General features: G+C 63.8%; 25 protein-coding genes. 21 read left to right on the top strand and 4 right to left on the bottom strand.

What is annotated here, in order from left to right; genetic code table 11:
- The first annotated feature begins 39 nt into the window (after positions 1-39).
- Positions 40-957, top strand: coding sequence for a LysR substrate-binding domain-containing protein (locus AC3D25_RS30110; RefSeq protein WP_488892129.1), 918 nt, complete (start codon positions 40-42; stop codon positions 955-957).
- Positions 958-1,587: 630 nt separating this feature from the next.
- Here the strand turns inward: AC3D25_RS30110 and AC3D25_RS30105 are convergent.
- Both AC3D25_RS30105 and AC3D25_RS30100 read right to left on the bottom strand, forming a co-directional pair.
- Complete coding sequence (locus AC3D25_RS30105) at positions 1,588-2,766, bottom strand: NAD(P)/FAD-dependent oxidoreductase (RefSeq protein ID WP_488892128.1); 1,179 nt, start codon at positions 2,764-2,766, stop codon at positions 1,588-1,590.
- Positions 2,767-2,769: 3 nt separating this feature from the next.
- Positions 2,770-3,927 (bottom strand): branched-chain amino acid ABC transporter substrate-binding protein, encoded by a 1,158-nt coding sequence (locus AC3D25_RS30100; protein ID WP_488892127.1) that lies wholly within the window; start codon positions 3,925-3,927, stop codon positions 2,770-2,772.
- Positions 3,928-4,162: 235 nt separating this feature from the next.
- Here AC3D25_RS30100 and AC3D25_RS30095 point away from each other — a divergent pair, with 235 nt between their 5' ends.
- Positions 4,163-4,591, top strand: a complete 429-nt coding sequence (locus AC3D25_RS30095; protein WP_488892126.1) for a MarR family winged helix-turn-helix transcriptional regulator — start codon at positions 4,163-4,165, stop codon at positions 4,589-4,591.
- A 75-nt stretch (positions 4,592-4,666) separates the two neighbouring features.
- Positions 4,667-5,374 carry an SDR family oxidoreductase gene (locus AC3D25_RS30090; protein WP_488892125.1) on the top strand — a complete coding sequence of 236 codons (708 nt, stop codon included), beginning with the start codon at positions 4,667-4,669 and terminating at the stop codon, positions 5,372-5,374.
- Positions 5,375-6,307: 933 nt separating this feature from the next.
- Here AC3D25_RS30090 and AC3D25_RS30085 read toward each other — a convergent pair.
- Complete coding sequence (locus tag AC3D25_RS30085) at positions 6,308-6,724, bottom strand: YciI family protein (RefSeq protein WP_488892124.1); 417 nt, start codon at positions 6,722-6,724, stop codon at positions 6,308-6,310.
- 173 nt (positions 6,725-6,897) lie between these two features.
- Here AC3D25_RS30085 and AC3D25_RS30080 point away from each other — a divergent pair, with 173 nt between their 5' ends.
- The 6 genes from AC3D25_RS30080 to AC3D25_RS30055 all read left to right on the top strand — a co-directional run bounded on the left by AC3D25_RS30080 (position 6,898) and on the right by AC3D25_RS30055 (position 13,711).
- Positions 6,898-7,914 carry a LacI family DNA-binding transcriptional regulator gene (locus AC3D25_RS30080; protein ID WP_488892123.1) on the top strand — a complete coding sequence of 339 codons (1,017 nt, stop codon included), beginning with the start codon at positions 6,898-6,900 and terminating at the stop codon, positions 7,912-7,914.
- Between the two features lie 2 nt (positions 7,915-7,916).
- A complete protein-coding gene (locus AC3D25_RS30075) occupies positions 7,917-9,404 on the top strand; it encodes a sugar ABC transporter ATP-binding protein (RefSeq protein WP_488892122.1) in 1,488 nt (495 codons plus the stop codon).
- Entirely contained in the window at positions 9,385-10,401 is a 1,017-nt protein-coding gene (locus AC3D25_RS30070) for an ABC transporter permease (protein ID WP_488892121.1), read from the top strand. Before AC3D25_RS30075 ends, AC3D25_RS30070 begins: the two co-directional genes overlap by 20 nt.
- A gap of 61 nt (positions 10,402-10,462) precedes the next feature.
- Positions 10,463-11,437 carry a substrate-binding domain-containing protein gene (locus tag AC3D25_RS30065; protein ID WP_488892120.1) on the top strand — a complete coding sequence of 325 codons (975 nt, stop codon included), beginning with the start codon at positions 10,463-10,465 and terminating at the stop codon, positions 11,435-11,437.
- A gap of 58 nt (positions 11,438-11,495) precedes the next feature.
- A complete protein-coding gene (locus AC3D25_RS30060; protein ID WP_488892119.1) occupies positions 11,496-12,557 on the top strand; it encodes a sugar phosphate isomerase/epimerase family protein in 1,062 nt (353 codons plus the stop codon).
- Positions 12,554-13,711, top strand: a complete 1,158-nt coding sequence (locus AC3D25_RS30055; protein ID WP_488892118.1) for a Gfo/Idh/MocA family protein — start codon at positions 12,554-12,556, stop codon at positions 13,709-13,711. Before AC3D25_RS30060 ends, AC3D25_RS30055 begins: the two co-directional genes overlap by 4 nt.
- A 63-nt stretch (positions 13,712-13,774) precedes the next feature.
- Here AC3D25_RS30055 and gndA read toward each other — a convergent pair whose 3' ends face one another.
- Positions 13,775-15,181, bottom strand: coding sequence for an NADP-dependent phosphogluconate dehydrogenase (gene gndA, locus AC3D25_RS30050; protein ID WP_488892117.1), 1,407 nt, complete (start codon positions 15,179-15,181; stop codon positions 13,775-13,777).
- A 278-nt stretch (positions 15,182-15,459) separates the two neighbouring features.
- Between gndA and AC3D25_RS30045 the strand changes: the two genes are divergently transcribed.
- The 12 genes from AC3D25_RS30045 to AC3D25_RS29990 all read left to right on the top strand — a co-directional run bounded on the left by AC3D25_RS30045 (position 15,460) and on the right by AC3D25_RS29990 (position 25,608).
- On the top strand, positions 15,460-15,795 hold the full coding sequence (locus AC3D25_RS30045) for a hypothetical protein (protein WP_488892116.1): 336 nt from the start codon (positions 15,460-15,462) through the stop codon (positions 15,793-15,795).
- A 29-nt stretch (positions 15,796-15,824) separates the two neighbouring features.
- The gene (gene panE / locus AC3D25_RS30040) at positions 15,825-16,760 is read left to right on the top strand and encodes a 2-dehydropantoate 2-reductase (protein WP_488892115.1); all 936 of its coding nucleotides are present in this window, start codon (positions 15,825-15,827) and stop codon (positions 16,758-16,760) included.
- 91 nt (positions 16,761-16,851) lie between these two features.
- The gene (locus AC3D25_RS30035; RefSeq protein ID WP_488892114.1) at positions 16,852-17,406 is read left to right on the top strand and encodes a chromate transporter; all 555 of its coding nucleotides are present in this window, start codon (positions 16,852-16,854) and stop codon (positions 17,404-17,406) included.
- Positions 17,403-17,930 carry a chromate transporter gene (locus AC3D25_RS30030; RefSeq protein ID WP_488892113.1) on the top strand — a complete coding sequence of 176 codons (528 nt, stop codon included), beginning with the start codon at positions 17,403-17,405 and terminating at the stop codon, positions 17,928-17,930. The genes AC3D25_RS30035 and AC3D25_RS30030 overlap by 4 nt, the downstream gene beginning before the upstream one ends.
- Positions 17,931-18,137: 207 nt before the next feature.
- Entirely contained in the window at positions 18,138-18,587 is a 450-nt protein-coding gene (locus AC3D25_RS30025; protein WP_488892112.1) for a DUF2844 domain-containing protein, read from the top strand.
- On the top strand, positions 18,584-20,158 hold the full coding sequence (locus AC3D25_RS30020; protein ID WP_488892111.1) for a DUF3443 family protein: 1,575 nt from the start codon (positions 18,584-18,586) through the stop codon (positions 20,156-20,158). Before AC3D25_RS30025 ends, AC3D25_RS30020 begins: the two co-directional genes overlap by 4 nt.
- Positions 20,159-20,250: 92 nt before the next feature.
- Positions 20,251-20,583, top strand: coding sequence for a thioredoxin family protein (locus AC3D25_RS30015; protein WP_488892195.1), 333 nt, complete (start codon positions 20,251-20,253; stop codon positions 20,581-20,583).
- 88 nt (positions 20,584-20,671) lie between these two features.
- On the top strand, positions 20,672-21,376 hold the full coding sequence (locus tag AC3D25_RS30010; RefSeq protein ID WP_488892110.1) for a FadR/GntR family transcriptional regulator: 705 nt from the start codon (positions 20,672-20,674) through the stop codon (positions 21,374-21,376).
- Between the two features lie 24 nt (positions 21,377-21,400).
- Positions 21,401-22,303 (top strand): L-threonate dehydrogenase, encoded by a 903-nt coding sequence (gene ltnD, locus AC3D25_RS30005; protein ID WP_488892109.1) that lies wholly within the window; start codon positions 21,401-21,403, stop codon positions 22,301-22,303.
- A complete protein-coding gene (otnK, locus tag AC3D25_RS30000; protein ID WP_488892108.1) occupies positions 22,300-23,577 on the top strand; it encodes a 3-oxo-tetronate kinase in 1,278 nt (425 codons plus the stop codon). The genes ltnD and otnK overlap by 4 nt, the downstream gene beginning before the upstream one ends.
- A 2-nt stretch (positions 23,578-23,579) precedes the next feature.
- Positions 23,580-24,221: a 3-oxo-tetronate 4-phosphate decarboxylase gene (gene otnC / locus AC3D25_RS29995; RefSeq protein ID WP_488892107.1), complete on the top strand. Its 642-nt coding sequence runs from the start codon at positions 23,580-23,582 to the stop codon at positions 24,219-24,221.
- A 49-nt stretch (positions 24,222-24,270) separates the two neighbouring features.
- Positions 24,271-25,608, top strand: coding sequence for an MFS transporter (locus tag AC3D25_RS29990; RefSeq protein ID WP_488892106.1), 1,338 nt, complete (start codon positions 24,271-24,273; stop codon positions 25,606-25,608).
- Positions 25,609-25,908 lie beyond the last annotated feature (300 nt).

Here is a 25,908-nt window from a genome sequence, read left to right as displayed (position 1 = left end):
TACTAGCCATGCAGGTAAATCATGGCTCAAGGATCTCCGATGAAATCGCTTCCGTCGCTCGACGTGCTCAAAACCTTCCTTGTGGTGGCGCAAAAGCTCAACTTCACGCGCGCGGCGGACGTGCTCAATATCACGCAGGGCGCGGTCAGCCGCCAGATTTCCGGGCTGGAGCAGCATCTCGGCTATGCGCTTTTCGTGCGCCAGCCGCGCGGCCTCGCGCTCACCGGCAACGGCGCAATGCTGCTCGCGCCGTTGCAGCAGGCGTTCGCGCAGATCGACGAGGCGCTCGCGAAAAGCGGCGCGCAGTCGGGCACGTTGCGGGTGAAATGCCCGACGTGCGCGATGCGCTGGGTCTTGCCGCGCGTGATCCGGCTGCAAAACGAGCGTCCGGATCTGGCGATCGAGGTGACGGCGGCGGTGTCGCACGGCGTCGAATTCAATGCCGAGCATTTCGACGCGGCGATCGTGTTCGGCACGCCGACGGCGAAGGGCGTGACCGTGCATCGTCTATTCGATGAAGTGCTCACGCCCGTGTGCGCGCCGAGCTTGTGGAGAAACAAGAAAGGCCACACGCCGACGCCCGACGATCTCGCCGATAAAACGCTGCTTCATCCCACGCGCGACCGGCGCGACTGGCTGCGCTGGCTTCAGGCTTACGGTTATCGCGGCTTGCCGTCGACGAAAGCGCAGCATTTCGATACGCTCGATCTGGCGATTTCGTCGGCGATGCAGGGACTTGGCGTCACGATAGGCGATCTTTCGCTGATCGAAGAGGATTTGCGCGCGAAACGCATTGTCACGCCGTATTCGCTTTGCGTGCCGAGTGGCGCGTCGTATTACCTGATTTATCCGGAGCGGCCCGCGCCGTCGCCGGCGCTCGCGCAGTTCGCGCAATGGCTCGATGGCGAGGCGGCCGCCACGCGCGCGAGTCTCGCAGCCTACTTGGACGCCGCTTAGCGGCTTGATTCTGGCGAACGTTTCTACATTCGACGGGTTTTTGGTTAGCTGGCGCCCTGGTTTTTGTTTGCCTGTGCTTTCTGGGAACTTGTATTCGTGTGCGTTCATTAGCGATGCCCCTGTCCGGGGCGGGACTCACTTTCTTTGCTGCTGCAAAGAAAGTAAGCAAAGAAAGCAGCGTGACCTCCTAAGTGTCCACCTCTGGCCGTAACTCGGAGTGGTGCGCAAGCTGATTCGGCCATCGCACCACACAACGGAGTGGAGCCGCTCATTCATCCCAGCAGGCACGAAGTGCCTGCCGGGACGGCATAACCGAACAACCAAACCAAACCAAACCGCCGGTTTTTTGTTTTGCCCGTCGTCCGAGCGTAGCGAGGATGGACCTGACAGGCGCTGTGCCAATGCCAATGAATGCGGGTTGCCATAGTCAGCCTGCGCGCCTATCCGCTCGGTTATTCGTGGTGGACACTTAGCCGGATAAGCTGCTTTCTTTGGTTACTTTCTTTGCAGCAGCAAAGAAAGTGACTGCTGCCGCGCATAGCGGCGAGCTAATAGACCGACACGAAAGCAAGTTCCCAAAAAAGCACAGGCAAACAACAGCAAAGGCGCCAGCAAACAAAACCAGTCCGCTTAGACCACATTCCTCTCAGCAATCGGCCGATCCTCAATCACGCGAAGAAACCCGAGATCGGACAGATCGAGCGTCCTATAGCGGCCGTGCAGGATCAATTCGCTTACGCCGCGCCCGGTCGCCGGCCCTTGCTGCAGGCCATGTCCGCTGAAACCGTTCGCGAAGATGCAGTTTTCGACTGCCGGATGCGCGCCGATGATCGCGTTCTGGTCGAACACGTTGTACTCGTAATAGCCGGACCACGCGTTCTGCACGCGCAGCGCCTCGAACGCGGGCACGCGCGCCGCGAGTGTCGGCCAGATGATGTCGTCGAAGAGCGTGTAATCCACTTCGGAGAGCGGCAGGTCGTCGGCGTCGCGGCTCGCATCCGGCGATACCCCGCAAATGAACGTTTCGCCCTCGGGACGGAAATAGACGCCGTTTGGATCGATGACGAGCGGACAGCGCGCAAGCCGCGCGGGCGACCGGAAATTGAAAATGCTGCGGCGGCGCGCGAACACCGGCAAGTCGATTCCCGCGAGACTCGCGATCCGCCGCGACCACGCGCCCGCCGCGTTCACCAGGAAATCGCACGGAAAGCGCTGGCCGTCGAGCGTTTGCGCGGCGAGCACGCGCGCGCCTTTCACGTCGAGCGCGGCGACTTCCGCCGACACATAGCGCGCGCCGAGCGAGCGCGCCTTTTTGCGCAACGCCTGCACGAGCCCGTAGCCGTCGAACCAGCCTTCGCCGCTCGCGCCGTAGCCGCCCGCCGCGAGATCGCCGGTTGCGAGCCACGGGAAGGTTTCGTCGAGCGCCGAGCGCGATAAATAACGGATATCCGCGCCGAGACGCGTCTGGAGCGCGTGGTTATCGCGCAAGGTCGGCTCGCCCGCGTCGGTCGCGAGGAACAGATAGCCGTTCTCGTGCAGGTCGATCGACGGGGCTTCGCCGTCGATGGCAAGCCGCTCGCCGATCGAGCGCAGGAATTCGATGCCGTAAAGCGACATGCGCACGGAAAGCGGCGTGGAGAATTGCTGCCGGATCGACGCGGCCGAGAGCGCCGACGACGCGCACGCGTACGTCGGATCGCGCTCGATCACGGTAACGTCCACCGTCGCGTCGGACGCGCGAAGGAAATACGCGATCGCGCTGCCGATCACGCCGCCGCCCACGATCACCACGTTCCCGGCCGTTTTCAAAGCCTACATCCCGCTTTTGGTCACGACGGAAACCCACGCGCCGCCCCTGACCTCGTACATCGTCGACGATGCGTTTTTCAGCGCGCCATTGGCGTCGAAGGCGATCGGGCCAGTGATACCGTCGAACGCAATGTTCTTCAGCACCGGCCGATACACTTTCGGATCGATGGAATTTGCCTGCTGCATCGCGTTGATCGCGGCCCACGCGGCGTCGTAGCCGAACGGCGCGTAGGACAGGATCGGCACGCCGAAGCGCTTCTGGAATTTGTCGGCGAACGCCTTGCCTTGCGGCAATTTGTCGAGCGGACTGCCGTATTCCCAGGCCTGCGCGCCCTCGGCGGCATCGCCCGCGAGTTTCAGGAAATCGGCGTCCATTACGCCGCCGCCGCCGACGAATTTCGCATTCATGCCGAGTTGCTTCATGCGCTTGACGACCGCTGCCGCTTGCCGGTCGAGGCCGCCGAAGAAGATCAGGTCCGCGTTGGCCGCTTTCAGTTTCGTGAGTTGCGCGCTGAAATCGACAGTCTGGTTATCGCTGTATTCGCGCGCGATGATCGCGCCGCCTTTCGCTTTCACCGCTTTCTCGAATTCGTCCGCTTCGCCCTGACCGAAGGCCGTGCGGTCGTCGATCATCGCGATGCGTTTTGCTTTCGTTGTCGTGACGGCGTAGATGCCGGCGTTCCCCGCGTTCTGCGCGTCGCTCGAAATCACGGTGAAGACGTTGGCGAAACCTTGCGTCGTAATGGTCGGATTGGTCGCGGCGGGGTCGATCACCGGAATGCCCGCGGTTTCGTACACGCGCGACGCCGGCAGCGTGGTGCCCGAATTGAAGTGGCCGACGACCACCGCGACGTTGCCGTCCACGAGTTTCTGCGCGGCTTGCACGCCGACGCGCGGGTCGGCTTGATCGTCTTCCGCCGCGATGGTGAAGGCCGCCGTCTTGCCGCCGATCTGGATTTTCTTCGCGTTGGCTTCGTCGAGCGCGAGTAGCACGCCGTTCTGCAGGTCCTTGCCGTAGCCCGCGTTCGCGCCGGTGAGCGGCGCGGCAAAGCCGACTTTCACGGCCAAATCTTCCGCCGATGCCGCGAGCGGCATCGCGCAGAACAGGCTGGCGGCGGCCAGGCTCACAAAAAGCGGTTTGAGGCTCGTACTCGGACGCATGGTTCCTCTCCTTTTCGTTGGCAATCGACTGGAACACACCCGGCGGCGTCCGGACAAGACGGAGTTGTCCTGACGCCGCGCGGATCATGTTCTTCGGACATGCGCAATTTAGGGAGCCAAATTGGTGGCGTCTTGGCTGATCGTCGCACGGCGAGTGCGGATTTCGGCACAGGCTGCGCGTTGCAACGGCGCGAGTCGCTTGACAAAGTGCATATGCACAACTATTCTACGCAGCATGAACCCTTCGCTTTCCTACCTCGATTGCAATTGTTTCGCGATTCGCCAAGCGGCGCGTCATGTGTCGCAGTTTTATGAACGGCACATGAGCGAGGTCGGGCTGACGTCGGCGCAATACACGCTGGTCGCCGCGATCGGACGGCGTCCGGGCATTCAGATGGCCGAACTCGCGGAAGCCATGGTGATGGACCGCACGACGCTCGTGCGCGCGCTGAAGCCGTTGCAGCGTGATGGCGTGGTCGAGGCATCGCAGGAATCGCCGAGTTCGCGGGCGATCGGCTTGCGGCTGAGCGCGAAGGGTAAGGAAACGCTCGCGCTGGCGGCGGTGCAGTGGCGAGCGGCGCAAAAGGCGTTCGAGGAAAAAGTCGGCGTGGAGCGCGCGCGCGAGTTGCGCGAGGCGTTGTTGAAACTGACATCGATCGATTGAAGGTCGTCCGGCTTCGCGCCGGATATTTTTTGTCCTGAATTGTGCATATGCACTTTTAAGTTAAACGGGAAAATCATGCAGATCAAAGGAAAAGTCGTTTTGGTGACCGGCGCGAATCGCGGTTTGGGCAAGCAGTTCGTCCAGTCGTTGCTGGAAGCGGGCGCGGCGAAGGTCTACGCGGCGGCGCGCGATCCGAAGAGCGTGACGACGCCCGGCGCGGTGGCGGTCGCGCTCGACGTCACCGATCCGTTGAGTTCGGCGGCGGCGGCGGAGCGTTACACGGATGTGCAGATCGTCATCAACAATGCGGGCGCGGTGGCGCACGGTCCGCTGCTCGACGCCGATGCAACCGTCACCATTCGATCGCTTTTCGAGGTGAACACGCTCGGGCCGTTGTTCGTCACGCAGGCGTTCGCGCCTGCGCTGAAGCGCAATGGCGGCGGCGCGGTGGTCAATATTTTGTCGGTGCTGAGCTGGCTCGCGTTGCCGAACGGCGCGGCTTACAGCGTTTCCAAATCGGCGGCTTGGGCGTTGACGAACGGCTTGCGCGACGAATTGCGCGGGCAGGGGACGCGGGTGATCGGCGTGCATCCGGGGTACATCGATACGGATATGACCGCTGGCATCGATGCACCAAAGACCACGCCGCTTAGCGTCGTTGAGCAGGTTTTGCGGGCGATCGAGGAGGATCGGGAGGAGGTTTTGGTCGATGACACTGGACGGGCGGTGAAAGGATCGCTTTCTAGTGCCGACGCGGTTTATCTTACGGGTCTGCCGGGGTAGGGGTAAGTGGTTTTGCTGGCGCCGGGTGGTTTTGTTTGCCTGTGGTGTCTGGCCAGTTGCGCTGAGGTTGGTTCGCTCGCGCCCTTTGCTTTTGTTTGCCTTTGCTTTCTGTGAACTTGCTTTCGTGTCGGTTTATTAGCACGCCGCTATGCGCGGCAGCAGTCACTTTCTTTGCTGCTGCAAAGAAAGTAACCAAAGAAAGCAGCTTATCCGCCTAAGTGTCCACCCCGAATAACCGACCGGATAGGCCCGCAGGCTGATTAGGCTAACTCGCGTTCGTTCGGATTGGCACAGCACCTGTCAGTTCCATCCTCGCTGCGCTCGGACGATGGGCATACTCAGCAAAGCAGCGGCTTGAGGTTCGGTCTTCGCCTCGAACTTTGCTTGGTTTTCGCTATGGCTTCGCCGTCGGCGCGGGCTTTTAGTTATGCCGTTCCGGCAGGCACTTCGTGGCTTGCGGGGATGAATGAGGCGCTCCACTCTGTTGAGCGGTACGATGCCATGGCTGTTCTATCGCACCACTCCCCGGTAGGCACGAAGTGCCTACCGGGACGGCATAACCAACAAAGCGAACCGATGGTTTTCGGATATGCCCGTCGTCCGCGCGCAGCGAGGATGGAGCTGACAGGCGCTGTGCCAATGAGGATGAATGCGCGCTAACCTAATCAGCTTGCGCGCCTATCCGCGAGGTTATTCGTGGTGGACACTTAGGCGGATAAGCTGCTTTCTTTGGTTACTTTCTTTGCAGCAGCAAAGAAAGTGACTGCTGCCGCGCATAGCGGCGTGCTAATAAACCTACGCGAAAGCAGGTTCCCAAGAAGCACGGGCAAACAAAAGCACGGCGCGAGCGAACCAACCCCGGCGAGCGAACCAACCCCAAGCGCGAGTGGCCAGACACCACAGGCAAACAAAACCACCGCGCGCCCGTGCGCTTCAACTCACCCCGCCCCTCTGCAAATCCTTAAACCCCTCAACAACCGCCCGCACGTCCGGCGGAAAATCCCCAATCTCCTGCACTTGCCGCACCTCGACAATCTCATTGTCCGAAGCCGGAATCCGCTTCGCCCACTCGATCGCTTCTTCCTTCGACTTCACCTGGATCATCCAGTACCCGCCCACGACTTCCTTCACCTCGGCGAACGGTCCGTCCGTCACGTGCGGCTTGCCGCCCTCGAAGCTCACCCGCACGCCAGCCGACGGCGGATGCAACCCGTCCAGCGCGAGCAAAACACCCGCTTTCCGGAGTTCGTCGCTGTAACGCATCATCGCGGCGACGGCGCACGGGGCCGGCGCGGCGTCGGGCGTCGCGCTTTCATAGCCGCGCGGGATCATCAGCATCATGAATCGCATGTCAGTGCTCCTTAAAAAGTCTGAACTCCACCCCTCGCCACTACGACGACCTACGTCGCCCGAAATCGACCGCGCTCATGTCAGCGTTTGTCCCTATCTCATCCGCCTTGCCAACGCAGCGCACCAAACCGAATAATGTAATCCATTACATTCCGCTACGGAGTGCTCGAAACGTGTCAGACGCCCGCTCGCACTCCGAAACTTCAATCGCCGATGTCGCGAAGCGCGCCGGTGTGTCGGTGGCGACGGTCTCGCGCGTGCTGAACGGCCACGCGAACGTGCGCGAGCCGACCCGCGCGAAGGTGCGCGAGGCCGTGGAGGCGAGCGGTTACCGCGTGAACGAACTCGCGCGCAACCTGCGCACCGCCGAAAGCCGCCTGCTTCTCACGATGGTGCCGGACTTCGGCAACCCGTTCTACGCGCCGATCGTGCAGGGCATCGACAGCGTCGCGCGCCAGAACGGCTACTTCATGCTGCTGTGCGATACCGGTGCGGACCCGGGCCGCGAACGCAGCTACTTCGACCTGTTGCGCGGACGCCGTGCGGACGGCGCGATCTGTCTCGATCCCGCCGCCGTCCAGAAAGCGCAGGCCGAAGAAGCCGCGACGCTGCCGTGGGTCGCGTGCTGCGAATTCGATCCGACGTCGGCGGTCCCGTATGTCGGTATCGACAACCATCGCGCGGCGGGCGACGCGGTGCGCCATCTGCTCGAACGCGGGCATCGCAGGATCGCGTTCGTGCACACCGGCGACGGCTATCTCTACGGCAGACAACGCTACGAAGGCTACCGCGACGCGCTGATCGAGGCGGGCATCGCGCCCGATCCGACGTGGCGGATCGACGTGGACAGCCTCGACTACGCGGCGGGCGAGGCGGCGGCGCGGCAACTCGCGGCGATGGGCGCGGCGCGGCCGGACGCAGTGTTCGCGGTGTCGGATACGCTCGCAATCGGCGTGATCAACGGATTGCGCGCTGCGGATTTGCGCGTGCCGGACGACATGGCAGTGGTCGGTTTCGACGATATCGCGGTCGCCGCGCAAATCGATCCGCCGCTCACCACCATTGCGCAGCCGATGCGCGAGTTGGGCGAAACCGCCGCGCGCCTCTTGCTGCGGCGGCTTGCCGATCCACGCGCCGACGTTCCCGGCGTGCTGTTGCCGCATCGGCTCGTCTTGCGAAGGAGCGCGTGAACATGAGTCTCGCCGTCCGTTTCGACGCGATAGAAAAGCAGTTCGGCCCCGTGCGCGTGCTGCACGGCGTGAGTTTCGATCTCGCGCCGGGACGCATCTACGGACTGCTCGGCGAGAACGGCGCGGGCAAATCCACGCTGATGAAAATTCTTGCAGGCTACGAGCGCGCGAGCGCGGGCACGGTGTCGATCGACGGCGTGCCGGTCGATTTCACCAGTTCGCGCGAAGCCGAAGCGGCGGGCATCGTGCTGATCCACCAGGAACTGAATCTCGCCGATCACCTGAGCATCGTGCAGAACATGTTTCTCGGCCACGAGAAGCGGCGGCGCATGCTGCTCGACGAACCCGCGATGCGCGAGGCGGCGCGCGCGCGTCTCGCCGATGTCGGGCTGCACAAGAATCCGGACGCGCGCGTGCGCGATCTGATCGTGGCCGAGAAGCAACTCGTCGAGATCGCGAAGGCCATGCTGCGCGACGCACGTCTGCTCATCATGGACGAACCCACCGCGACGCTCACGCCCGCCGAGACTCAACGGCTTTTCACGCTGATGGCGCGCCTCAAGGAAGCGGGCGTGACGATCGTCTATATCTCGCACAAGCTCGACGAAGTGGAGCACGTGACCGATGAAGTGATCGTGATGCGCGATGGTCGTTTCGTCGCTCGCGAACCGACGGCGAACCTCACGCGCCAGCAGATGGCGAACCTGATGGTGGGCCGCGAAATGTCGGACATGTTTCCCGACAAGCCGCCGCTCGCCGACGACGCACCCGTCGCGCTGCAGGTCGAAAATGCGTTCGTGCCGGGCTGGGCCGAGAACGTGAGCTTCTCCGTGCGCGCGGGCGAGGTGTTCGGCTTTGCCGGGCTGGTCGGCGCGGGACGCACGGAACTGTTCGAAGGGTTGATCGGCGTGCGGCCGCGCACAGCGGGGCGGATCGTGCTCGATGGCCGGCCCGTCAAGCCGCGCAACACGCTCGACGCGATGCGAAGCGGCATGACGTACCTGAGCGAAGACCGCAAGGGCCGCGGCCTGCACGTCGATATGGCGCTCAAGGACAACCTCACGATGATGACGCTCGAACGCTACGCGCATCCGCTGATCGACGGCGCGGCGGAGCGTGAGGCGCTCAGAGAGGCCGTGGCCGATTTCGGCATCCGCACCGGCAATCTCGCGAGCCGCGCGCGGATGCTCTCGGGCGGCAATCAGCAAAAGCTCGCGCTCGCCAAGTTTCTGCATCCCGACCCGCGCGTCGTCGTGCTCGACGAACCGACGCGCGGTGTCGATGTCGGCGCGAAACGCGATATCTATTTCCTGATCCATCGACTCGCCGCCGAAGGCCGCGCGGTGATCGTGATCTCGTCCGAACTGATCGAACTGATCGGCCTGTGCCATCGCGTTGCCGTGATGCGCGCGGGACAGATCGTCGCGACGGTCGGCCACGAACAGCTCAACGAAGAGAGGTTGATCGCGCATGCGACCGGGACACACTGAAAACGCGGAAACGGGTGGCGGATTTCGCCGCGCGGCGCACCGACTGCATGGCGTCGGGCCGCTGCTTGGACTGATCGCGCTGTGCGTGGGCGGCACGCTGCTGAACGGCGACTTCGCGACACTCGACAACGCGATGAACGTGCTGACGCGCACGTCGTTCATCGGCATCATCGCGGTGGGAATGACCTTCGTCATCATCTCGGGCGGCATCGATTTATCGGTCGGCTCGATGGCCGCGCTGATCGCGGGCAGCATGATCCTGCTGATGAATACGCTCGCGCACGGCGTGGCCGGACACAGCTTTGCGCCGCTCACGATCATCGTGCTCGGAATCGTTTTAGCCCTTGTTTTAGGGGGTTTTTTCGGTCTCGCGCACGGTCTGCTCGTCACGAAAGGACGCATCGAACCGTTCATCGTGACGCTCGGCACGCTCGGCGTTTTCCGCGCGGTGCTGACGTGGATCGCGGACGGCGGCGCGCTCACGCTCGACAACACGCTGTCCGATCTCTACGGCCCCGTGTACTACGCGAGCGTGTTCGGCATACCGGTGCCGATCTGGATTTTCGTGATCGTCGCGGCGGGCGGCACGTTGCTGCTCAATCGCACTGTGTTCGGCCGCCACGTGCAGGCGATCGGCTCGAACGAACAAGTGGCGCGCTATGCGGCGATCCGTGTGGATCGCGTGAAGATCGCGACCTATGTGCTGCTCGGACTCTGCGTGGGCGTCGCGACCGTGCTCTACGTGCCGCGTCTCGGGTCGGCTACGCCTACGACCGGCCTGCTCTGGGAACTCGAAGCGATCGCTTCGGTGGTGGTCGGCGGGACGGCGCTGCGTGGCGGCGAGGGCCGCGTGATCGGCACGGTGATCGGCGCGATTCTGCTGTCCGTTATCAGCAATATCCTGAATCTGACGAGCATCATCAGCGTGTATCTGAATGCGGCGGTGCAGGGCGCCGTAATCATTTTCGTGGCTTTCCTGCAGCGTGGACGTCGTTGAATTTTTATCGTTGCGATTCATAACCGGGCGCGCGGTGCGCTCTAGAACAGGAGACATCACCATGAAAAAAGTCCTTCGCGCAGTCGGCCGCTCGCTAGGCGCACTGACGATCGTATCGAGCGCGCTCGCGGCGGCATCGAACGCACACGCCGATGAAAAAGTCGTGCTCGGCGTGGCGATTCCGACCGCCACGCACGGCTTCACGGGCGGTATCGTGTGGTGGGCCAACGAGGCGAAGAAGGAACTGGAGAAGGCGCATCCGGACCTGAAGATCATCGTGAAGACAGCGGGCGGCGCGCCCGAGCAGGCGAACCAGTTGCAGGATCTCGTGACCGTCAACAAGATCAACGCGCTCGTGATCTTCCCGTTCGAATCCGCGTCGCTCACGCAACCGGTCGCGCAGGTGAAGAAGAAGGGCGTGTACGTGACGGTGGTGGATCGCGGCTTGACCGACACGAGCGCGCAGGACGCCTACGTCGCCGGCGACAACACCGCGTTCGGCAAACTGCCCGCCGAATATCTCGCGAAGGCGATGGACGGCAAGGGCAATATCGTCGCGCTGCGCGGCATTCCCACGACGCTCGACAACGAACGCTGGGCCGCGTTCGAATCGGTGATGAAGCAGCATCCGGACATCAAGATTCTCGATGCGAAGTACGCGAACTGGAACCGCGACGACGCGTTCAAGGTCATGCAGGATTACCTCACGCGCTTCAAGCAGATCGACGCCGTGTGGGCCGCCGACGACGACATGATGATCGGCGTGCTGAAGGCCATCGATCAGGCGAAGCGCACGGATATCAAGGAAGTGTTCGGCGGCGCGGGATCGAAGGAAGCGGTGAAGCGCATCATGGACGGCGACAAGCGGGTGCAGGCCGACGTGTCGTATTCGCCGAAATTCATCTACGACGCCATCAAGCTCACCGCCGAAGCGCGCCTGAAAGGCGAGAAGCTGCCGCCGACGACGATCATCCCGTCGGTGCTCATCACGAAGGACAACGCGAAGCAGTTCTACTATCCGAACTCGCCGTTCTAAGTGTTCACGCGACGGACGCGCCGCGTGCGGCGCGTCCATTTTCATGGGAAGGCGCAACATGAAAACCATCAAGGGTCCGGCGATTTTTCTCGCCCAGTTTCTCGGCGACGCAGCACCGTTCGACACGCTCGCGCATCTCGCGCACTGGGCCGCCGACCTCGGCTATCAGGGCATTCAGGTACCCGCCGATCCGCGTTTGATCGACCTTGAAAAAGCGGCGTCGAGCGACGCGTATTGCGACGATCTGCGCCGCGTGACCGAAGACGCGGGCGTCTGCATCACCGAACTTTCGACGCACCTGCAAGGGCAACTGGTCGCCGTGCATCCCGCTTACGACACGCTCTTCGACGGCTTCGCGGCGGAACACGTGCGCGGCAATCCGGCGGCGCGCGCGGCGTGGGCGGTCGAACAGATGAAGCTCGCGGCGGCGGCCTCGAAGCGGCTCGGACTCGCCGCGCACGTCACGTTTTCCGGCGCGCTCGCGTGGCCGTATGTGTATCCGTGGCCGCAACGTCCGGCGGGGTTGATCGAAGCGGCGTTCGAGGAACTCGCTGCGCGCTGGCGGCCCATTCTCGACGCGTTCGATGCAGCGGGCGTAGACGTCTGCTACGAGTTGCATCCGGGCGAAGACTTGCACGACGGCGTGACGTTCGAGCGCTTTCTCGCCGCCGTGGACGACCATCCGCGCGCGAACATCCTGTTCGATCCGAGCCATTTCCTCCTGCAGCAACTCGATTACCTCGCGTTCATCGACATTTATCACGCGCGGATCAAGGCGTTTCATGTGAAGGACGCGGAGTTCCGGCCGAACGGTCGACAAGGCGTGTACGGCGGATATTCGGGCTGGGTCGAGCGCGCGGGACGCTTCCGCTCGCTCGGCGACGGGCAGATCGACTTCAGCGCCATCTTCTCGAAGATGGCGCAATACGATTTTCCCGGCTGGGCCGTGCTCGAATGGGAATGCGCGCTGAAGCATCCGGAAGACGGCGCGCGCGAGGGCGCGGAATTTATCCGCGCGCACATCATTCGCGTGGCGGATCGCGCATTCGACGACTTCGCGGGCAGCGGCGCGAGCCAGGACCAGTTGCGCCGCTTGCTCGGCGTGGGAGCGCGGCCATGAGTACGCTTAGCGAACGGCCGCGACGTCTGCGGCTCGGCATGGTCGGCGGTGGCGAGGGTGCGTTTATCGGCGCGGTGCATCGGATCGCGGCGCGTCTCGATGATCGATACGAACTCGTCGCGGGCGCGTTGTCGTCGGATGCCGAACGCGCCGTGCAGAGCGCGCGAACGCTTGGCATCGCGCGGTCCTACGCGAGTTTCGAAGAAATGGCCGCGACCGAGGCGGCGCGCGAGGACGGTATCGACGCGGTCGCGATCGTCACACCGAACCATCTGCACGCGCGTGTCGCGACGGCGTTTCTCGACGCGGGCATTCACGTGATCTGCGATAAACCGCTCGCCGTTTCACTCGACGAAGGCGAAGCGCTCGCGCGTCTCGCCCACGAAAAAGGCCTGATTTTCGCGGTCACTTATACGTATTCGGGCTATCCGCTCCTGCGGCACGCGCGCGCGCTCGTGCGCGACGGCGTGCTCGGGGACGTGCGCGTGGTGAATGTCGAATACGCGCAGGACTGGCTTTCTACGCCTGTCGAAACCAGCGCGAACCGGCAAGCCGTGTGGCGCGTCGATCCGGCGCTCGCGGGCCCGGCGGGATGTCTCGGCGATATCGGCACGCACGCGTATCAGATGGCCGAGTTCGTGACGGGCATGCGGCCTTCGGAAGTCGCGGCGGAAGTATCGACGTTCGTCGCGAACCGCGCGCTCGACGATCACGTTCAGGCGATGCTTCGCTACGAGAACGGCGCGCGCGGAATGTTGTGGGCGAGTCAGGTCGCGGCGGGCGAGGAAAACGCGTTGCGTCTGCGGGTCTATGGAACGAAAGCCGGTCTGAGCTTCGACCAGCAAAAGCCAAACGAATTGTGGCTCACGCCGCTCGGCGGCACGGCCGAGCGCATCACGCGCGGGCGCGTGTCGAGCGCCGAAGCGCTGCACGCGACACGCGTGCCGGCCGGGCATCCGGAAGGTTATCTGGAAGCGTTTGCGCAGCTCTACACGGACGCCGCCGCGCAGATCGAAGCCGCGTTGAACGCCGACGCCGCGCCGCTCGAATCCGCGTTGCTCACGACGGTGGACGACGGCGTGGCGGGCTTGCGATTCGTCGATGCGGTGCTGCGCAGCAGCCGCGCGAACGGAGCGTGGACAAGGCTGGATTAGCCGCGCCCAAAAAAACGGGGCGGGTTCCGTTGCCGGAACCCGCCCCGCTTGAATCAGCGAAAATTACGACCAGTCGGCGTGGAAGCTACCCGGCTTGTCAGTGCGCTCGAACGTGTGCGCGCCGAAGAAATCGCGCTGCGCCTGAACCAGATTTGCCGGCAGATTCGCCGAGCGATAGCTGTCGAAGTAAGCGATCGCCGACGAGAACGCCGGCACCGGCACGCCCGCCTTCACCGCCGCGACGATCACGTCGCGCAGCGCGTCCTGATACTTCGTGGCGATATCGCTGAAATACGGGTCGAGCAGCAGGTTGGCGAGCGCCGGATTGGTCTTGTACGCGTCCGTGATCTTTTGCAGGAAGCCCGCACGGATGATGCAGCCCGCGCGGAAGATCTTCGCGATCGTGCCGTATTGCAGGTCCCAGTTGTATTCCTCCGACGCCGCGCGCAACTGCGCGAAACCTTGCGCATACGACACGATCTTGCTCAGAAACAGCGCGCGGCGCACGGCTTCGACGAACGCATCGCGGTCGCCGTCGAACTTCGGCGACGGGCCGGTCAGCTGCTTGCTCGCCGCGACGCGCTGGTCCTTCAGCGACGACAGCACGCGCGCGAACACGGCCTCGGTAATCAGCGGCAGCGGCGCGCCGAGATCGAGCGCGTTCTGGCTCGTCCACTTGCCCGTGCCTTTTTGCGCGGCACGGTCGAGGATCACGTCCACGAGATCCTTGCCGGTTTCGTCGTCTTTCTTCGAGAAGATTTTCGAGGTGATTTCGATCAGATAGCTATCGAGTTCGCCCTTGTTCCACTCCACGTAAACCTGGCCGAGTTCTTCGTTCGACAGGCCCGCGACGCGCTTGAGCACATCGTAGCTTTCGGCGATCAGTTGCATGTCGCCGTATTCGATGCCGTTGTGCACCATCTTCACGTAGTGGCCCGCGCCGTCCGGTCCCATGTACGCGACGCACGGCTCGCCGTCCGGCGCCTTCGCGGCGATTTCCGTGAGGATCGGGGCAACCAGGTCGTAGGCTTCGCGCTGGCCGCCGGGCATGATCGACGGGCCTTTGAGCGCGCCTTCTTCACCGCCGGAGACGCCCGTGCCGATGAAGTGCAGGCCGGATTTCGCGAGATCCTGATTGCGGCGGATCGTGTCGGTGAAGTGCGTGTTGCCGCCGTCGATCAGGATGTCGCCCTTCTGAAGCAACGGACGCAGCGCGTCGATGGTGGCGTCCGTGCCCGCGCCTGCCTTAACCATCAGCAGAATGCGGCGCGGCGTTTCGAGCGACGCGACGAACTCTTCCAGCGTGTAAGACGGAACGAGCTTCTTGTCCGGATATTCGGCGATCAGTTCGTCGGTTTTCTCGCGGCTGCGGTTGTACACCGACACGGCGTGTCCGCGGCTCTCGATGTTGAGGGCCAGATTCCGGCCCATGACGGCCAGGCCGACGACGCCGATTGCTTGTTTGCTCATGCTCTATCTCCGGATGACCGTCGCGCCGCCGGTTCGTGGCCGGCGGCGCGACAGGTGGGACTTGGATCGATTGGGGCAGCGCCCGCGGCGGCATCCGACCGGTTTTCGGTCGCGGCGGACGGGGCGGCAGGCGCAGACGGACCCGAGATTACCACTTTGACCGCGTTCTGGCAGTGTCCCCGCGCCCACTGGAAGGGATTTTCCAGCAGGACGCGGGTCGAGCGCGCCCGGTCGCCGCGGTCTAGAATGAGCGTCCACAATCCGCTTTTCACGGTCGCATGGCGCGTCGTCCGAGGTCTCATCATTACTACGTCTACGTGATCGAACTGGCCGATGCCGTCTGGAACGAGGCGCGCTTTCGGCGCGCGAATCCGGATTACGCGGCGGGCCAGCCGTTCGTTTATGTCGGCATGACGGGCATCGATCCGGACGTGCGGTTCGACAAGCACAAGGCCGGCATCCAGTCGAACCGCTACGTGCGCGACTTCGGATTGCGGCTCCTGCCGCGCCTGTACGAGGTCTATAACCCGATGCCGTACGACGGCGCGCGAGACATGGAAGTGGAGCTGGCGATCGGATTGCGGGAAGCGGGATATGGCGTCTGGCAGGCGTGACGATTTTTTAAAACCAAAGGAGCGGGGCGATGCGGATTCTGGTGGTGGGCGCGGGCGCGATTGGCGGATATTTTGGCGGACGGTTGCTGGATGCGGGTCGCGACGTGACGTTCCTCGTGCGCGAGCGGCGCGCCGAACGGCTCGCGCAATCCGGCCTGAAAGTGCGCAGTCCGCACGGCGATCTTGCGTTGAAAAACCCGCCGACGGTACTCTCGAAGGATATCGCCGCGCCTTACGATCTCGTGCTGCTGAGTTGCAAGGCTTACGACCTCGACGGCGCGATCGAGTCGGTGCAATCGGCGGTCGGACCGGACACGGTCGTGCTGCCGCTTCTGAACGGCATGCGTCATCTGGATGTGCTCGACGCGCGCTTCGGCCCCGAACGCGTGCTCGGCGGCCAGTGCGTGATCGCCGCGACGCTCGACGCGGACGGCGAAATCGTTCATCTGAACAAACTGCATTCGATGACCTTCGGCGAACGCGCCGGTGGCCGCTCGCCGCGCGTCGATGCGATCGCCGCGCAGTTCGAAGGCGCTTCGTTCGACTACGCGGTGAGCGACGACATTCTTCAGTCGATGTGGGAAAAGTGGGTTTTCCTCGCCACGCTCGCGGCGGGAACGTGCCTGATGCGCGCGCCGATCGGCGACATCATCGCCGCGCCGGGCGGCCAGGAATTGCTGCTCGGCCTCTTCGACGAAGCGTGCGCGATCGCGGCGGAACACGGCCATGCGCCGGGCGAAGCGAGCACCGGTCGGGCGCGCGCGATGTTCACGGAGGCTGGGTCGCTGATGACCGCGTCGATGCTGCGCGACCTCGAAAGCGGCGCGGCGATCGAGGCGGATCATATCGTCGGCGATTTGCTGGCGCGGCGTGGAGCGGCTCCGGCGGGCGCGTCGGTTCTCGCGACGGCCTACACGCATCTGAAAGCCTACGAAGCGCGCCGGGCGAGGACCAGCGCGGCCTGACGCCGAAACGCCCGAACGCTGAAGCCGTCCGGCACTTGGAACGAAGCGGCTTCGGCGTTACGCTTGGCGACTTTCCTTCGCCGATACGGCCATGCAACATACCGACCCGCACTCGTCCCCGCCGACTGTCCCGGCTATTTTCATCGGTTTTCTCACACTTGGCCTGACGGCCTTCGGCGGCGCGCTGCCTTTGGCGCGGCGCGAGATCGTCGAGCGCCGCAAGTGGCTCGACGCCGATGAATTCACCGATCTGCTCGGCCTCTGCCAGTTTCTGCCAGGCGGCAACGTCATCAATCTGTCGGTCGCGATCGGCATGCGTTTTCGCGGCTTGCCCGGCGCGCTCGCGGGGCTGCTCGGGCTGATCGTCGGGCCGACGCTTGTCGTGATCGCGCTCGGCGTGCTCTATCAGCGGACCCACGACGACCCGCGCGTCATGCATCTTTTCGCCGGACTCGCGGCGGCGGCGGCCGGATTACTCGTTTCGATGGCCGTGAAAATCGGCTGGCCGCTGCGCAAGAAGCCAGAGATGGCGCTGATCGCGGTGCTCGGTTTCGTCGCGATTGCGCTGCTACGTTTTCCGTTATTGCCCACCATGCTCGTGCTCACGCCCGTCTCGATCCTGCTCGCCGCCAAGGTGCGCCGATGAACCACGATCTCGTCTCGCTCGCGGCGATTTTCAGCCAGCTTTCGCTGCTCGCGTTCGGCGGTGGCAACACCATTCTTCCGGAGATGCAGCGGCAGGTTGTCGATGTTCATCAATGGATGTCGAAGGCCGATTTTTCCGCGCTGTTCGCGCTCGCGCAGGCCGCGCCGGGGCCGAACATGATGGTGGTGACGCTGGTTGGCTGGCATGTCGCCGGATGGCCGGGCGTGATCGTCACGTCGCTGGCGAAGTTCGGGCCGTCGTCGGTCGTGACGATCGCCGCGATGCACGCGTGGGAGCGCTTCAAGGACCGTCCGTGGCGGCGCTATGTCCAGGCCGGACTTCTGCCGATGACCGCGGGTTTGGTCGCCGCGAGCGCCGCGCTGATCGCCGAGGCGTCCGACCGGACGTGGCTGCTCGCGGGCATCACGGCTGCCGTGGCGGTGGCGTCGTATCGGACGCGGCTGCATCCGCTGTGGTTGCTGGCGGCGGGAAGTCTCGTCGGATTGACGGGGTTTGGTCAGTGAGCGGTTTCCGACTGCGATAAATCCGAGTTTGGGGCGGCGCGCGGGCGACCGTTGTTGTGTGGTATCGCCTTGTCGACGGGCCGCCCATCCTCGACGGCCCACGCGGGCGATGAGCCGCATCGGTTCGCGAGCGCCATTTCAACACTTTGTTAAGCTGTCCCAAAAAAAAGCTGTGCGAGTATGGCGCCCCAGTTTCCGGAGGCCCGCATGAGAATCGTCCATGCCGCACTAATGAGCGCCGCAATTTTGCCCGCTCTCGCACACGCCGCACTCGGACAGGCGCCGAGCCTGTCCGCCTCACAGCGCATCGCGACCCGCTCGCTCGATGCGTCCAGCACGCCCGCCAGTGCTTACACCGTCCGCGAATCCACGACGCCGTATGGGCTGACCGTCCGCGAGTACGTATTGCCGTCGAACGTCGTTTTTGCCGTCACATGGAGCGGCCCCGTGCGGCCCGACATGCGCGAGTTGCTCGGCAGTTATTTCCAGAATTTCGCGACCAGACCGAAGGCAGAGCATTCGCTCGGCACCACCGCGCGCTTCGAGCGCAGCGGCGCGCTCGTGCTGCAAACGTCGGGACATGCGGGCGATGTTTCCGGAAGGGCTTACGTGCCACGGCTCGTGCCTGCCAACGTCGACGCGGGAGCACTGCAATGAACAGCAAATCGACGACTGAAGCGCGGATTTTTGGTGCTCTGCGATCGCGCGGCGCGTGCCTGGCTGCGGCGATGATGTGCGGGAGCCTGATTTTGTCGGCGTGCGGCGGCGGTGGCGGGAGCGATTCCGATACGGCGGCGAAGCCGGCCACGTCCCCGCCGGCCCTGAATGTGAACGGCAATGCGAACGGCAGTGGCAGCGCAGGGATCGGCGTTGCCCCGACGGGCCCGACGAGCAACACGAACACGTCGGGTACGAACACGACAAGCACAACCCCGACAGGCATCACAACTCCCACGGGCACCACAACGCCAACGGGCATCACAACTCCCACGGGCACCACAACGCCAACGGGCACCACAACGCCAACAGGCATCACAACTCCCACGGGCACCACAACCCCCACGGGCACCACAACTCCCACGGGCACCACAACTCCCACGGGCACCACGACCCCAACGCCTACCGATTCGAACACGGTACCTATCGTCGTGAAGAACAGCGCCGGCGAGTACCCGAACTTTCCGCAGGTCAGTGTGACGCTGTGCGTGCCGGGCGCGACGGGCTCGACCCAATGCGTGACGCTTGACAAAATGCTGCTCGATACCGGTTCATACGGCGTGCGAGTCGTGGCCTCCGCGCTCGGTTCGGCGCTCACGCAGGCACTGCCCGCGCAAACGGGCGCTGTCGGCGATTCGACCGGAACCTCACCCATCGCGGAATGCACGCTTTTCTCATCGGGCTACACATGGGGCGCCATCAAGCGCGCTGACGTGACGATCGGCGACAAGAAGGCTGCGAATCTGCCGATCCAGGTCATCGGCGACGGCGGCTTTGCTGCGCCTTCCGACTGCTCGTCGCGGGGTGGTCAGAACCTGAGTTCGGTGACGGCGCTCGGCGCGAACGGCATCGTCGGCGTGGGACCGTTGCCGCAGGACTACCCGTCCGCCGCCAAGCAGGTGTTGCCGGCAACCTATTACATGTGCCCGACATCGTCGGGATGCGTGAATGCGAGCGTGTCGCTTACCAAGCAGGTGACGAATCCCGTCTCCGCTTTCGCCACCGACAACAACGGCATTGTCATCCAGTTGCCGGCGATCGATGCGGGCGGATCGTCGAACGTCACGGGTCAGCTCATCTTTGGCGTCGGCACGCGAGCGAACAACGCGCTTGCGTCCGGGGCGAACATCGCGCCGCTTTCGTCCGTCGCGCGGCTGACGACGACCTACGGCACGACGCGCTACCCGAACAGCTTCATCGACACCGGCTCGAACGGCATCTTCTTCCCGGACTCGACGATCACGCAGTACAGCTCGTGGTACGCGCCTACGACACCGTTGACATTGACCGCATCGATCGCTTCGACGGGCAGCAATACGATTCCCGTGTCGTTTTCGATCGGCAACGCGCTTACGTTGCTCCAGAACGGCAACGCTGCGTTCAGCAATATCGGTGCGTATTCGTCCGGCGTTTTCGACTGGGGCTTGCCGTTCTTCTTTGGTCGTAGCGTTTTCATGGTCATGAGCGGCTCGACCGCAAACGCGCAGCCGGGGCCGTTCTTCGCCTTCTGATGCGTCTTCCGCTCACCGGCTTGCCCGGTGAGCGGGCAGGATTTCTGCTGTAATGGCCGGCGAGACCCGTTCGAAGGACACTCGCCATGGCTATGACCACCCACTACACGCCCTCCGAGCCGTCGCGCGCCGACCTCGACAGCCTTGCCGGTCCGACCGTTGTCGAATTCGGCACCAACTGGTGCGGTTTCTGCCGCGCGGCGCAGCCGCTGATCGCGCAGGCATTCCAGAATCATCCCGACGTGCGCCATCTGAAAATCGAGGATGGCAGCGACCGGCCGCTCGGCCGCTCCTTTCGCGTCAAGCTCTGGCCGACGCTCGTCTTCATGCTCGACGGCCGCGAAGTGGCGCGCCTCGTTCGTCCGGGCGACGCGTCCGAAGTCCGCGACGCGCTCGCGCTCATCGACGAACCGCTTCCACGCTGATATCCGCGTTAAGGGTAATCGCCGATACATCCGCTTCTGCTCAAACTTGTATGATGACCTTATCACTTCAGGAACGGCGGCGCGGCACATGTTCGAGAAAATCCCGGCACGGGCGTTAAGCGACACGGTCGCTCAGCAACTGCAAAAGCAGATCGAAAAGGGCAGCTTCGCCAAGAGCGGCAAGCTGCCGACCGAAGCCGTGCTCGCGCAGGAGTTCGGCGTCAGCCGCACCGTGATCCGCGAGGCGATCTCGCGTCTGAAAAACGAAGGCATGGTCGAGCCGCGTCAGGGCAGCGGCGTGTTCGTCGTCGAGCGCGCGGGCATTCGCCCGCTACGCATCGACTATGCGCAGGCCGTCGAGCCGCAGTCCGTGTTGCACATCCTTGCGCTGCGCCGGGCGATCGAGGCCGAAGTGGCGTCCGAAGCCGCCATGCGCCGCACCGACACGCACATGGCCGCCATCGACGCCGCGCTCGCCAAGATCGACACGGCGGTCGCGGATGGCGAGGACGGCGTGGCCGAAGATGTCGCGTTTCATCGGGCCATCGCAAACGCGACGGGCAATCCGTACTTCCTGAAAACGCTCACCTTTCTGAACCAGTATCTCGAAGCCGGCACGATCGTCACGCGCAAAAACGAAGCGCTGCGCGAGGACTTTTCGCGTCAGGTCAGGGAAGAGCACGCGGCGATCGCCGCCGCGATCCGCGCGGGCGATCCGACGGCCGCGCGGAACGCCGCCCAGACGCATCTCTACAACGCCGCGCGCCGCCTGGCGGAAGCCGGCATCTGCTAACGCTCGCTCAACAAGAGAAACGATATGTCCAGAAACGTGGGAGTCATCGGCCTGGGCGCAATGGGCCTCGGCGTCGCGCGCTCGCTGCTCCGCGCGGGTTTCAACGTGCATGCGTGCGATGTCCGCGCGCCCGTGCTCGATGCGTTCGCGTCCGAAGGCGGCGTGGCGTGCGCGTCGCCGGCCGAGTTGGGCCTCGCGTGCGACGTGGTCGTGACGCTGGTCGTGAATGCGGCGCAAACCGAAACCGTGTTGTTCGGCACGGAGGAGAAACCCGGCGCGGTATCGGCGATGCCAGCGGGCGGCGTGGTGCTCGCATGCGCGACGGTATCGCCCGCGTTCGCGGTCGAATTGGGTCGCCGCGTCGAGGCGGCGGGTCTGCAGATGATCGACGCGCCGGTATCGGGCGGCGCGGCGAAGGCGGCGTCGGGCGACATGACGATGATGACCTCCGGCCCCGCCGCCGCTTACGCCGCGTGCGAGGACGTGCTGGCCGCGATGGCGGGCAAGGTGTACCGGCTCGGCGACGCGCACGGCGTGGGATCGAAGGTGAAGATCATCAATCAGTTGCTCGCGGGCGTGCATATCGCCGCCGCCGCCGAAGCCGTGGCGCTGGGTCTGCGCGAGGGTGTCGATCCCGATGCGCTCTACGACGTCATTACGCACAGCGCAGGCAATTCGTGGATGTTCGAGAACCGTGTGCCGCACATTCTCGCTGCCGATTACACGCCGCTGTCCGCCGTCGATATTTTCGTGAAGGATCTCGGCCTCGTGCTCGATACGGCGCGCGCGTCGAAATTTCCGCTGCCGTTGTCGGCGGCGGCGCACCAGATGTTCATGATGGCGTCGAGTGCGGGCCACGGCGGCGAGGACGATTCCGCCGTGATCAAGATTTTCCCGGGCATCGAGTTGCCGGAGGGCGCGCAATGACGGGCCGCGCGCTGCTCGGCTGTATCGCCGACGACTTCACGGGCGCGACCGATCTCGCGAACATGCTCGTGCGCGGCGGGATGCGCACGGTACAGACCATCGGCGTGCCGTCGTCGGACGCGCCCGTCGAGGCGGACGCGCTCGTGGTCGCGCTGAAATCGCGCACGATCCCTGCCGCCGACGCGGTCGCGCAATCGCTCGCCGCGCTCGAATGGCTGCGCGCGCAAGGCTGCGAGCAGTTCTTCTTCAAATACTGCTCGACTTTCGATTCAACCGATCAGGGCAATATCGGCCCGGTCGCGGATGCGCTGCTCGCCGCGCTGAACGACGATTTCAGCATCGCCTGTCCCGCGTTTCCCGAAAACGGCCGGACGATTTTTCGCGGCAATCTGTTTGTCGGCGATATGTTGCTGAATGAATCCGGCATGGAGAATCATCCGCTCACGCCGATGCGCGACGCCAATCTCGTGCGCGTTTTACAGTGTCAGACGCAGTCGAAAGTGGGGTTGATCCGCTACGACGTCATCGCGAAAGGCGCGGATGCGGTGCGTGAAAAAATCGCGGCGTTGCGTGCAGAAGGCGTTCGGCTCGCGATCGCGGATGCCATCTCCGACGCCGATCTGCACACGCTCGGCGCGGCGTGTTCGACACTCAAGCTCATCACAGGCGGCTCGGGTGTCGCGCTCGGACTTCCGGATAATTTCCGCGCTGCTGAGAAGCTCGACGCGACCGGCGACGCAGGCGATCTGCCGCGTATCGAAGGTCGTTCGGCGGTGCTCGCGGGCAGTGCGTCGAAGGCGACCAACGCGCAGGTCGCGCACTGGCGCGCGAGCCGGCCCGCTTTTCGCGTCGAGCCGATGGCGTTGTCGCGCGGCGAGCCGGTCGTCGATCAGGCGATTGCGTTCGCGCGCGAGCACGGCGACGAACCCGTGTTGATCTACGCGACGTCCACGCCCGATGAAGTGAAGGCCGTGCAGCAGCAACTCGGCGTCGAGGCGGCGGGGCATCTGGTCGAACAGGCGCTGGCGTCGATCGCGCGCGGTCTCGCCGCGCTTGGCGTGCGCAAGTTCGTGGTCGCGGGCGGCGAGACGTCGGGCGCGGTCGTGCAGGCGCTCGGCGTGCGCGCGCTGCGTATCGGACCGCAGATCGATCCGGGCGTGCCGGCGACGCAATCGACCGACGAAAACCCGCTCGGCCTCGCGCTGAAATCGGGCAATTTCGGCACGACCGATTTCTTCGATAAAGCGCTGAAGTCTCTCGACGGAGCGGCGTAGCCATGAACCACGATGAATCGCGGATTCGCGAAGAAATCTGCGTGACGGGCGCGGCGCTGTATCAGCGCGGATACACCGTCGGCAGCGCGGGCAACATCAGCGCGCGGCTGGCCGATGGCTGGCTCATCACGCCGACCGACGCGTGCCTTGGCCGCCTCGATCCCGCCGATATCGCCAAGGTCGATACAGAGGGCAATCATGTATCGGGCGGCAAGCCGTCGAAGACGCTCGCGCTGCACCGGAAGATCTACGAGAACAACAGCGACGCGCGCGGCGTGGTCCACACGCACTCGACGCACCTCGTCGCGCTCACGCTCGCGGGCGTCTGGCGCGATGAAGATGTGCTACCGCCGATCACGCCGTACTACGTGATGAAAGTCGGCCACGTTCCGCTCGTGCGCTACCGGCCTCCGGGCGATCCGGCCGTCGCCGAGGAAGTGGCGGCGCTCGCGTCGTCCGTGCGCGGCGTGCTGCTCGAACGGCTGGGTCCGGTCGTCTGGGAGCGTTCGGTCAGCCATGCCTCCTATGCGCTCGAAGAACTGGAAGAAACCGCGCGTCTGTGGCTCATGTCCACGCCGCGTCCCGAGCCGCTCGGAGAAGCGGCGATCGACGAATTGCGCCAGCGATTCAACGCGCGCTGGTAGCACCGAACGCAGAAAAAACGCAGTCAAAAAAACCTTCAGGAGACAAAGCATGAGCCTCGATCAAGCGGTGCCGGGCGGCACGCGCATACCCGCTTCGCCCGGATACGACGCGGCGGAAACTACGCGTACGTATGCCAAGGTGTTCTGGCGGATCGTCCCGTTTCTGATGCTCTGCTACGTGGTCGCGTATCTCGACCGCGTGAACGTCGGCTTTGCCAAGCTGCAGATGTCGCAGGATCTCGAATTTAGCGAGACCGTGTTCGGCCTTGGTGCGGGTATCTTCTTTCTCGGCTATTTCCTGTTCGAATTGCCGAGCAACTTGCTGATGCACAAGCTCGGCGCGCGCATCTGGATTGCGCGGATCATGATTACGTGGGGCCTTTTATCGGCCGCGTTCGTATTCGTCACCACGCCGACGCAGTTCTACGCGCTGCGCTTTCTGCTCGGCCTCGCGGAAGCCGGTTTTTATCCGGGCGTGATTTTGTATCTGACGTACTGGTTTCCGTCGCACCGGCGCGCGAAGATTATCGCCGTGTTCATGTCGGCGATTCCGGTGTCGGCCATTTTCGGCAACCCGCTTTCCGGCTGGATCATGCAGACCTTTCAGGGTCACAAGGGCTTCGCGGGCTGGCAGTGGATGTTCCTGATCGAAGCGGTGCCGGCGGTGCTGATCGGCATCGCGACGATCCTTTATCTCGACAACAATATCCGCAGCGCCAAGTGGCTCAGCGAGCGCGAAAAGCGCTTGCTGGAAGATGAAATCGCCGCGCAGTCGCATCTTGCCGGCGACGGGAAGCGCCATTCGCTCGGCGCCGTGTTCCGCGATCCGCGCATGTGGTGGATGTCGCTGATCTACTTCGCGTTCGTGACCGGGCAATACGGCCTCACGTTCTGGATGCCGACCTTCATCAAATCGACCGGCGTGAGCGGGGCATTCAACATCGGACTGTTGAGCGCGATTCCGTTTCTCGTCGCGATTGTGGTGATGAACGTGCTCGGTCATAGCGCCGATAAACGGCGTGAACGTCGATGGCATTTGATCGTGCCGGCGCTGGCTGCAGCGATTGGTTTTTCGATTGCGGCTTCGTTCGCTGGGAACACGGTGGTGTCGATTGTTGCGCTTTCGCTCGCGGCTGCGGGTGTGCTGACATGTGCGCCGCTGTTCTGGTCGTTGCCGACTGCTTTCATGTCGGGTGCGGCGGCGGCCGCTGGGATCGCGATTATTAATTCCGTCGGGAATCTTGCGGGGTTCGCTAGTCCTTACATGATTGGGTATCTCAAGGATTTGACGCATAGCACCGCGACGGGGATGTATGTGCTTGCCGCCATGCTCGTGATTGGGGCGATTGCGGTTTGGCTCACGCCCAAGGGGCTTGTTAACCGCTGACGCTTGCAGGGGTTGGTTTGCTGACGCTCTTTGCTTTGGTTTCTTGGATGCCTTCTGGGAACTTGCATTCATGTAGGTTTATTAGCACGCCGCTCTGCGCGGCAGCAGTCACTTTCTTTGGCTAGCTGCAAAGAAAGTAACCAAAGAAAGCAGCATGGGATTTGGCGCCGTTGGGCGGCTTCAGGGTTGGCGGGGTAAACCGTCTGATGTTCAGGCGCTTTCTGGGAACTTGCATTCGCGTAGGTTTATTAGCACGCCGCTATGCGCGGCAGCAGTCACTTTCTTTGCTGCTGCAAAGAA

The organism is Caballeronia sp. SL1002 (genome assembly GCF_057814995.1).
This window is presented reverse-complemented; position numbering and strand designations above follow the sequence as displayed.

Excerpts from the sequence above, each read along its gene's own strand:
- AC3D25_RS30110 (WP_488892129.1), top strand. The coding sequence starts at position 40 with ATGAAATCGCTTCCGTCGCTCGACGTGCTCAAAACCTTCCTTGTGGTG.
- AC3D25_RS30100 (WP_488892127.1), bottom strand. The coding sequence starts at position 3,927 with ATGCGTCCGAGTACGAGCCTCAAACCGCTTTTTGTGAGCCTGGCCGCC.
- AC3D25_RS30095 (WP_488892126.1), top strand. The coding sequence starts at position 4,163 with ATGAACCCTTCGCTTTCCTACCTCGATTGCAATTGTTTCGCGATTCGC.
- AC3D25_RS30090 (WP_488892125.1), top strand. The coding sequence starts at position 4,667 with ATGCAGATCAAAGGAAAAGTCGTTTTGGTGACCGGCGCGAATCGCGGT.
- AC3D25_RS30085 (WP_488892124.1), bottom strand. The coding sequence starts at position 6,724 with ATGCGATTCATGATGCTGATGATCCCGCGCGGCTATGAAAGCGCGACG.
- AC3D25_RS30075 (WP_488892122.1), top strand. The coding sequence starts at position 7,917 with ATGAGTCTCGCCGTCCGTTTCGACGCGATAGAAAAGCAGTTCGGCCCC.
- AC3D25_RS30070 (WP_488892121.1), top strand. The coding sequence starts at position 9,385 with ATGCGACCGGGACACACTGAAAACGCGGAAACGGGTGGCGGATTTCGC.
- AC3D25_RS30065 (WP_488892120.1), top strand. The coding sequence starts at position 10,463 with ATGAAAAAAGTCCTTCGCGCAGTCGGCCGCTCGCTAGGCGCACTGACG.
- AC3D25_RS30060 (WP_488892119.1), top strand. The coding sequence starts at position 11,496 with ATGAAAACCATCAAGGGTCCGGCGATTTTTCTCGCCCAGTTTCTCGGC.
- AC3D25_RS30055 (WP_488892118.1), top strand. The coding sequence starts at position 12,554 with ATGAGTACGCTTAGCGAACGGCCGCGACGTCTGCGGCTCGGCATGGTC.
- gndA (WP_488892117.1), bottom strand. The coding sequence starts at position 15,181 with ATGAGCAAACAAGCAATCGGCGTCGTCGGCCTGGCCGTCATGGGCCGG.
- AC3D25_RS30045 (WP_488892116.1), top strand. The coding sequence starts at position 15,460 with ATGGCGCGTCGTCCGAGGTCTCATCATTACTACGTCTACGTGATCGAA.
- panE (WP_488892115.1), top strand. The coding sequence starts at position 15,825 with ATGCGGATTCTGGTGGTGGGCGCGGGCGCGATTGGCGGATATTTTGGC.
- AC3D25_RS30035 (WP_488892114.1), top strand. The coding sequence starts at position 16,852 with ATGCAACATACCGACCCGCACTCGTCCCCGCCGACTGTCCCGGCTATT.
- AC3D25_RS30030 (WP_488892113.1), top strand. The coding sequence starts at position 17,403 with ATGAACCACGATCTCGTCTCGCTCGCGGCGATTTTCAGCCAGCTTTCG.
- AC3D25_RS30025 (WP_488892112.1), top strand. The coding sequence starts at position 18,138 with ATGAGAATCGTCCATGCCGCACTAATGAGCGCCGCAATTTTGCCCGCT.
- AC3D25_RS30020 (WP_488892111.1), top strand. The coding sequence starts at position 18,584 with ATGAACAGCAAATCGACGACTGAAGCGCGGATTTTTGGTGCTCTGCGA.
- AC3D25_RS30015 (WP_488892195.1), top strand. The coding sequence starts at position 20,251 with ATGACCACCCACTACACGCCCTCCGAGCCGTCGCGCGCCGACCTCGAC.
- AC3D25_RS30010 (WP_488892110.1), top strand. The coding sequence starts at position 20,672 with ATGTTCGAGAAAATCCCGGCACGGGCGTTAAGCGACACGGTCGCTCAG.
- ltnD (WP_488892109.1), top strand. The coding sequence starts at position 21,401 with ATGTCCAGAAACGTGGGAGTCATCGGCCTGGGCGCAATGGGCCTCGGC.
- otnK (WP_488892108.1), top strand. The coding sequence starts at position 22,300 with ATGACGGGCCGCGCGCTGCTCGGCTGTATCGCCGACGACTTCACGGGC.
- otnC (WP_488892107.1), top strand. The coding sequence starts at position 23,580 with ATGAACCACGATGAATCGCGGATTCGCGAAGAAATCTGCGTGACGGGC.
- AC3D25_RS29990 (WP_488892106.1), top strand. The coding sequence starts at position 24,271 with ATGAGCCTCGATCAAGCGGTGCCGGGCGGCACGCGCATACCCGCTTCG.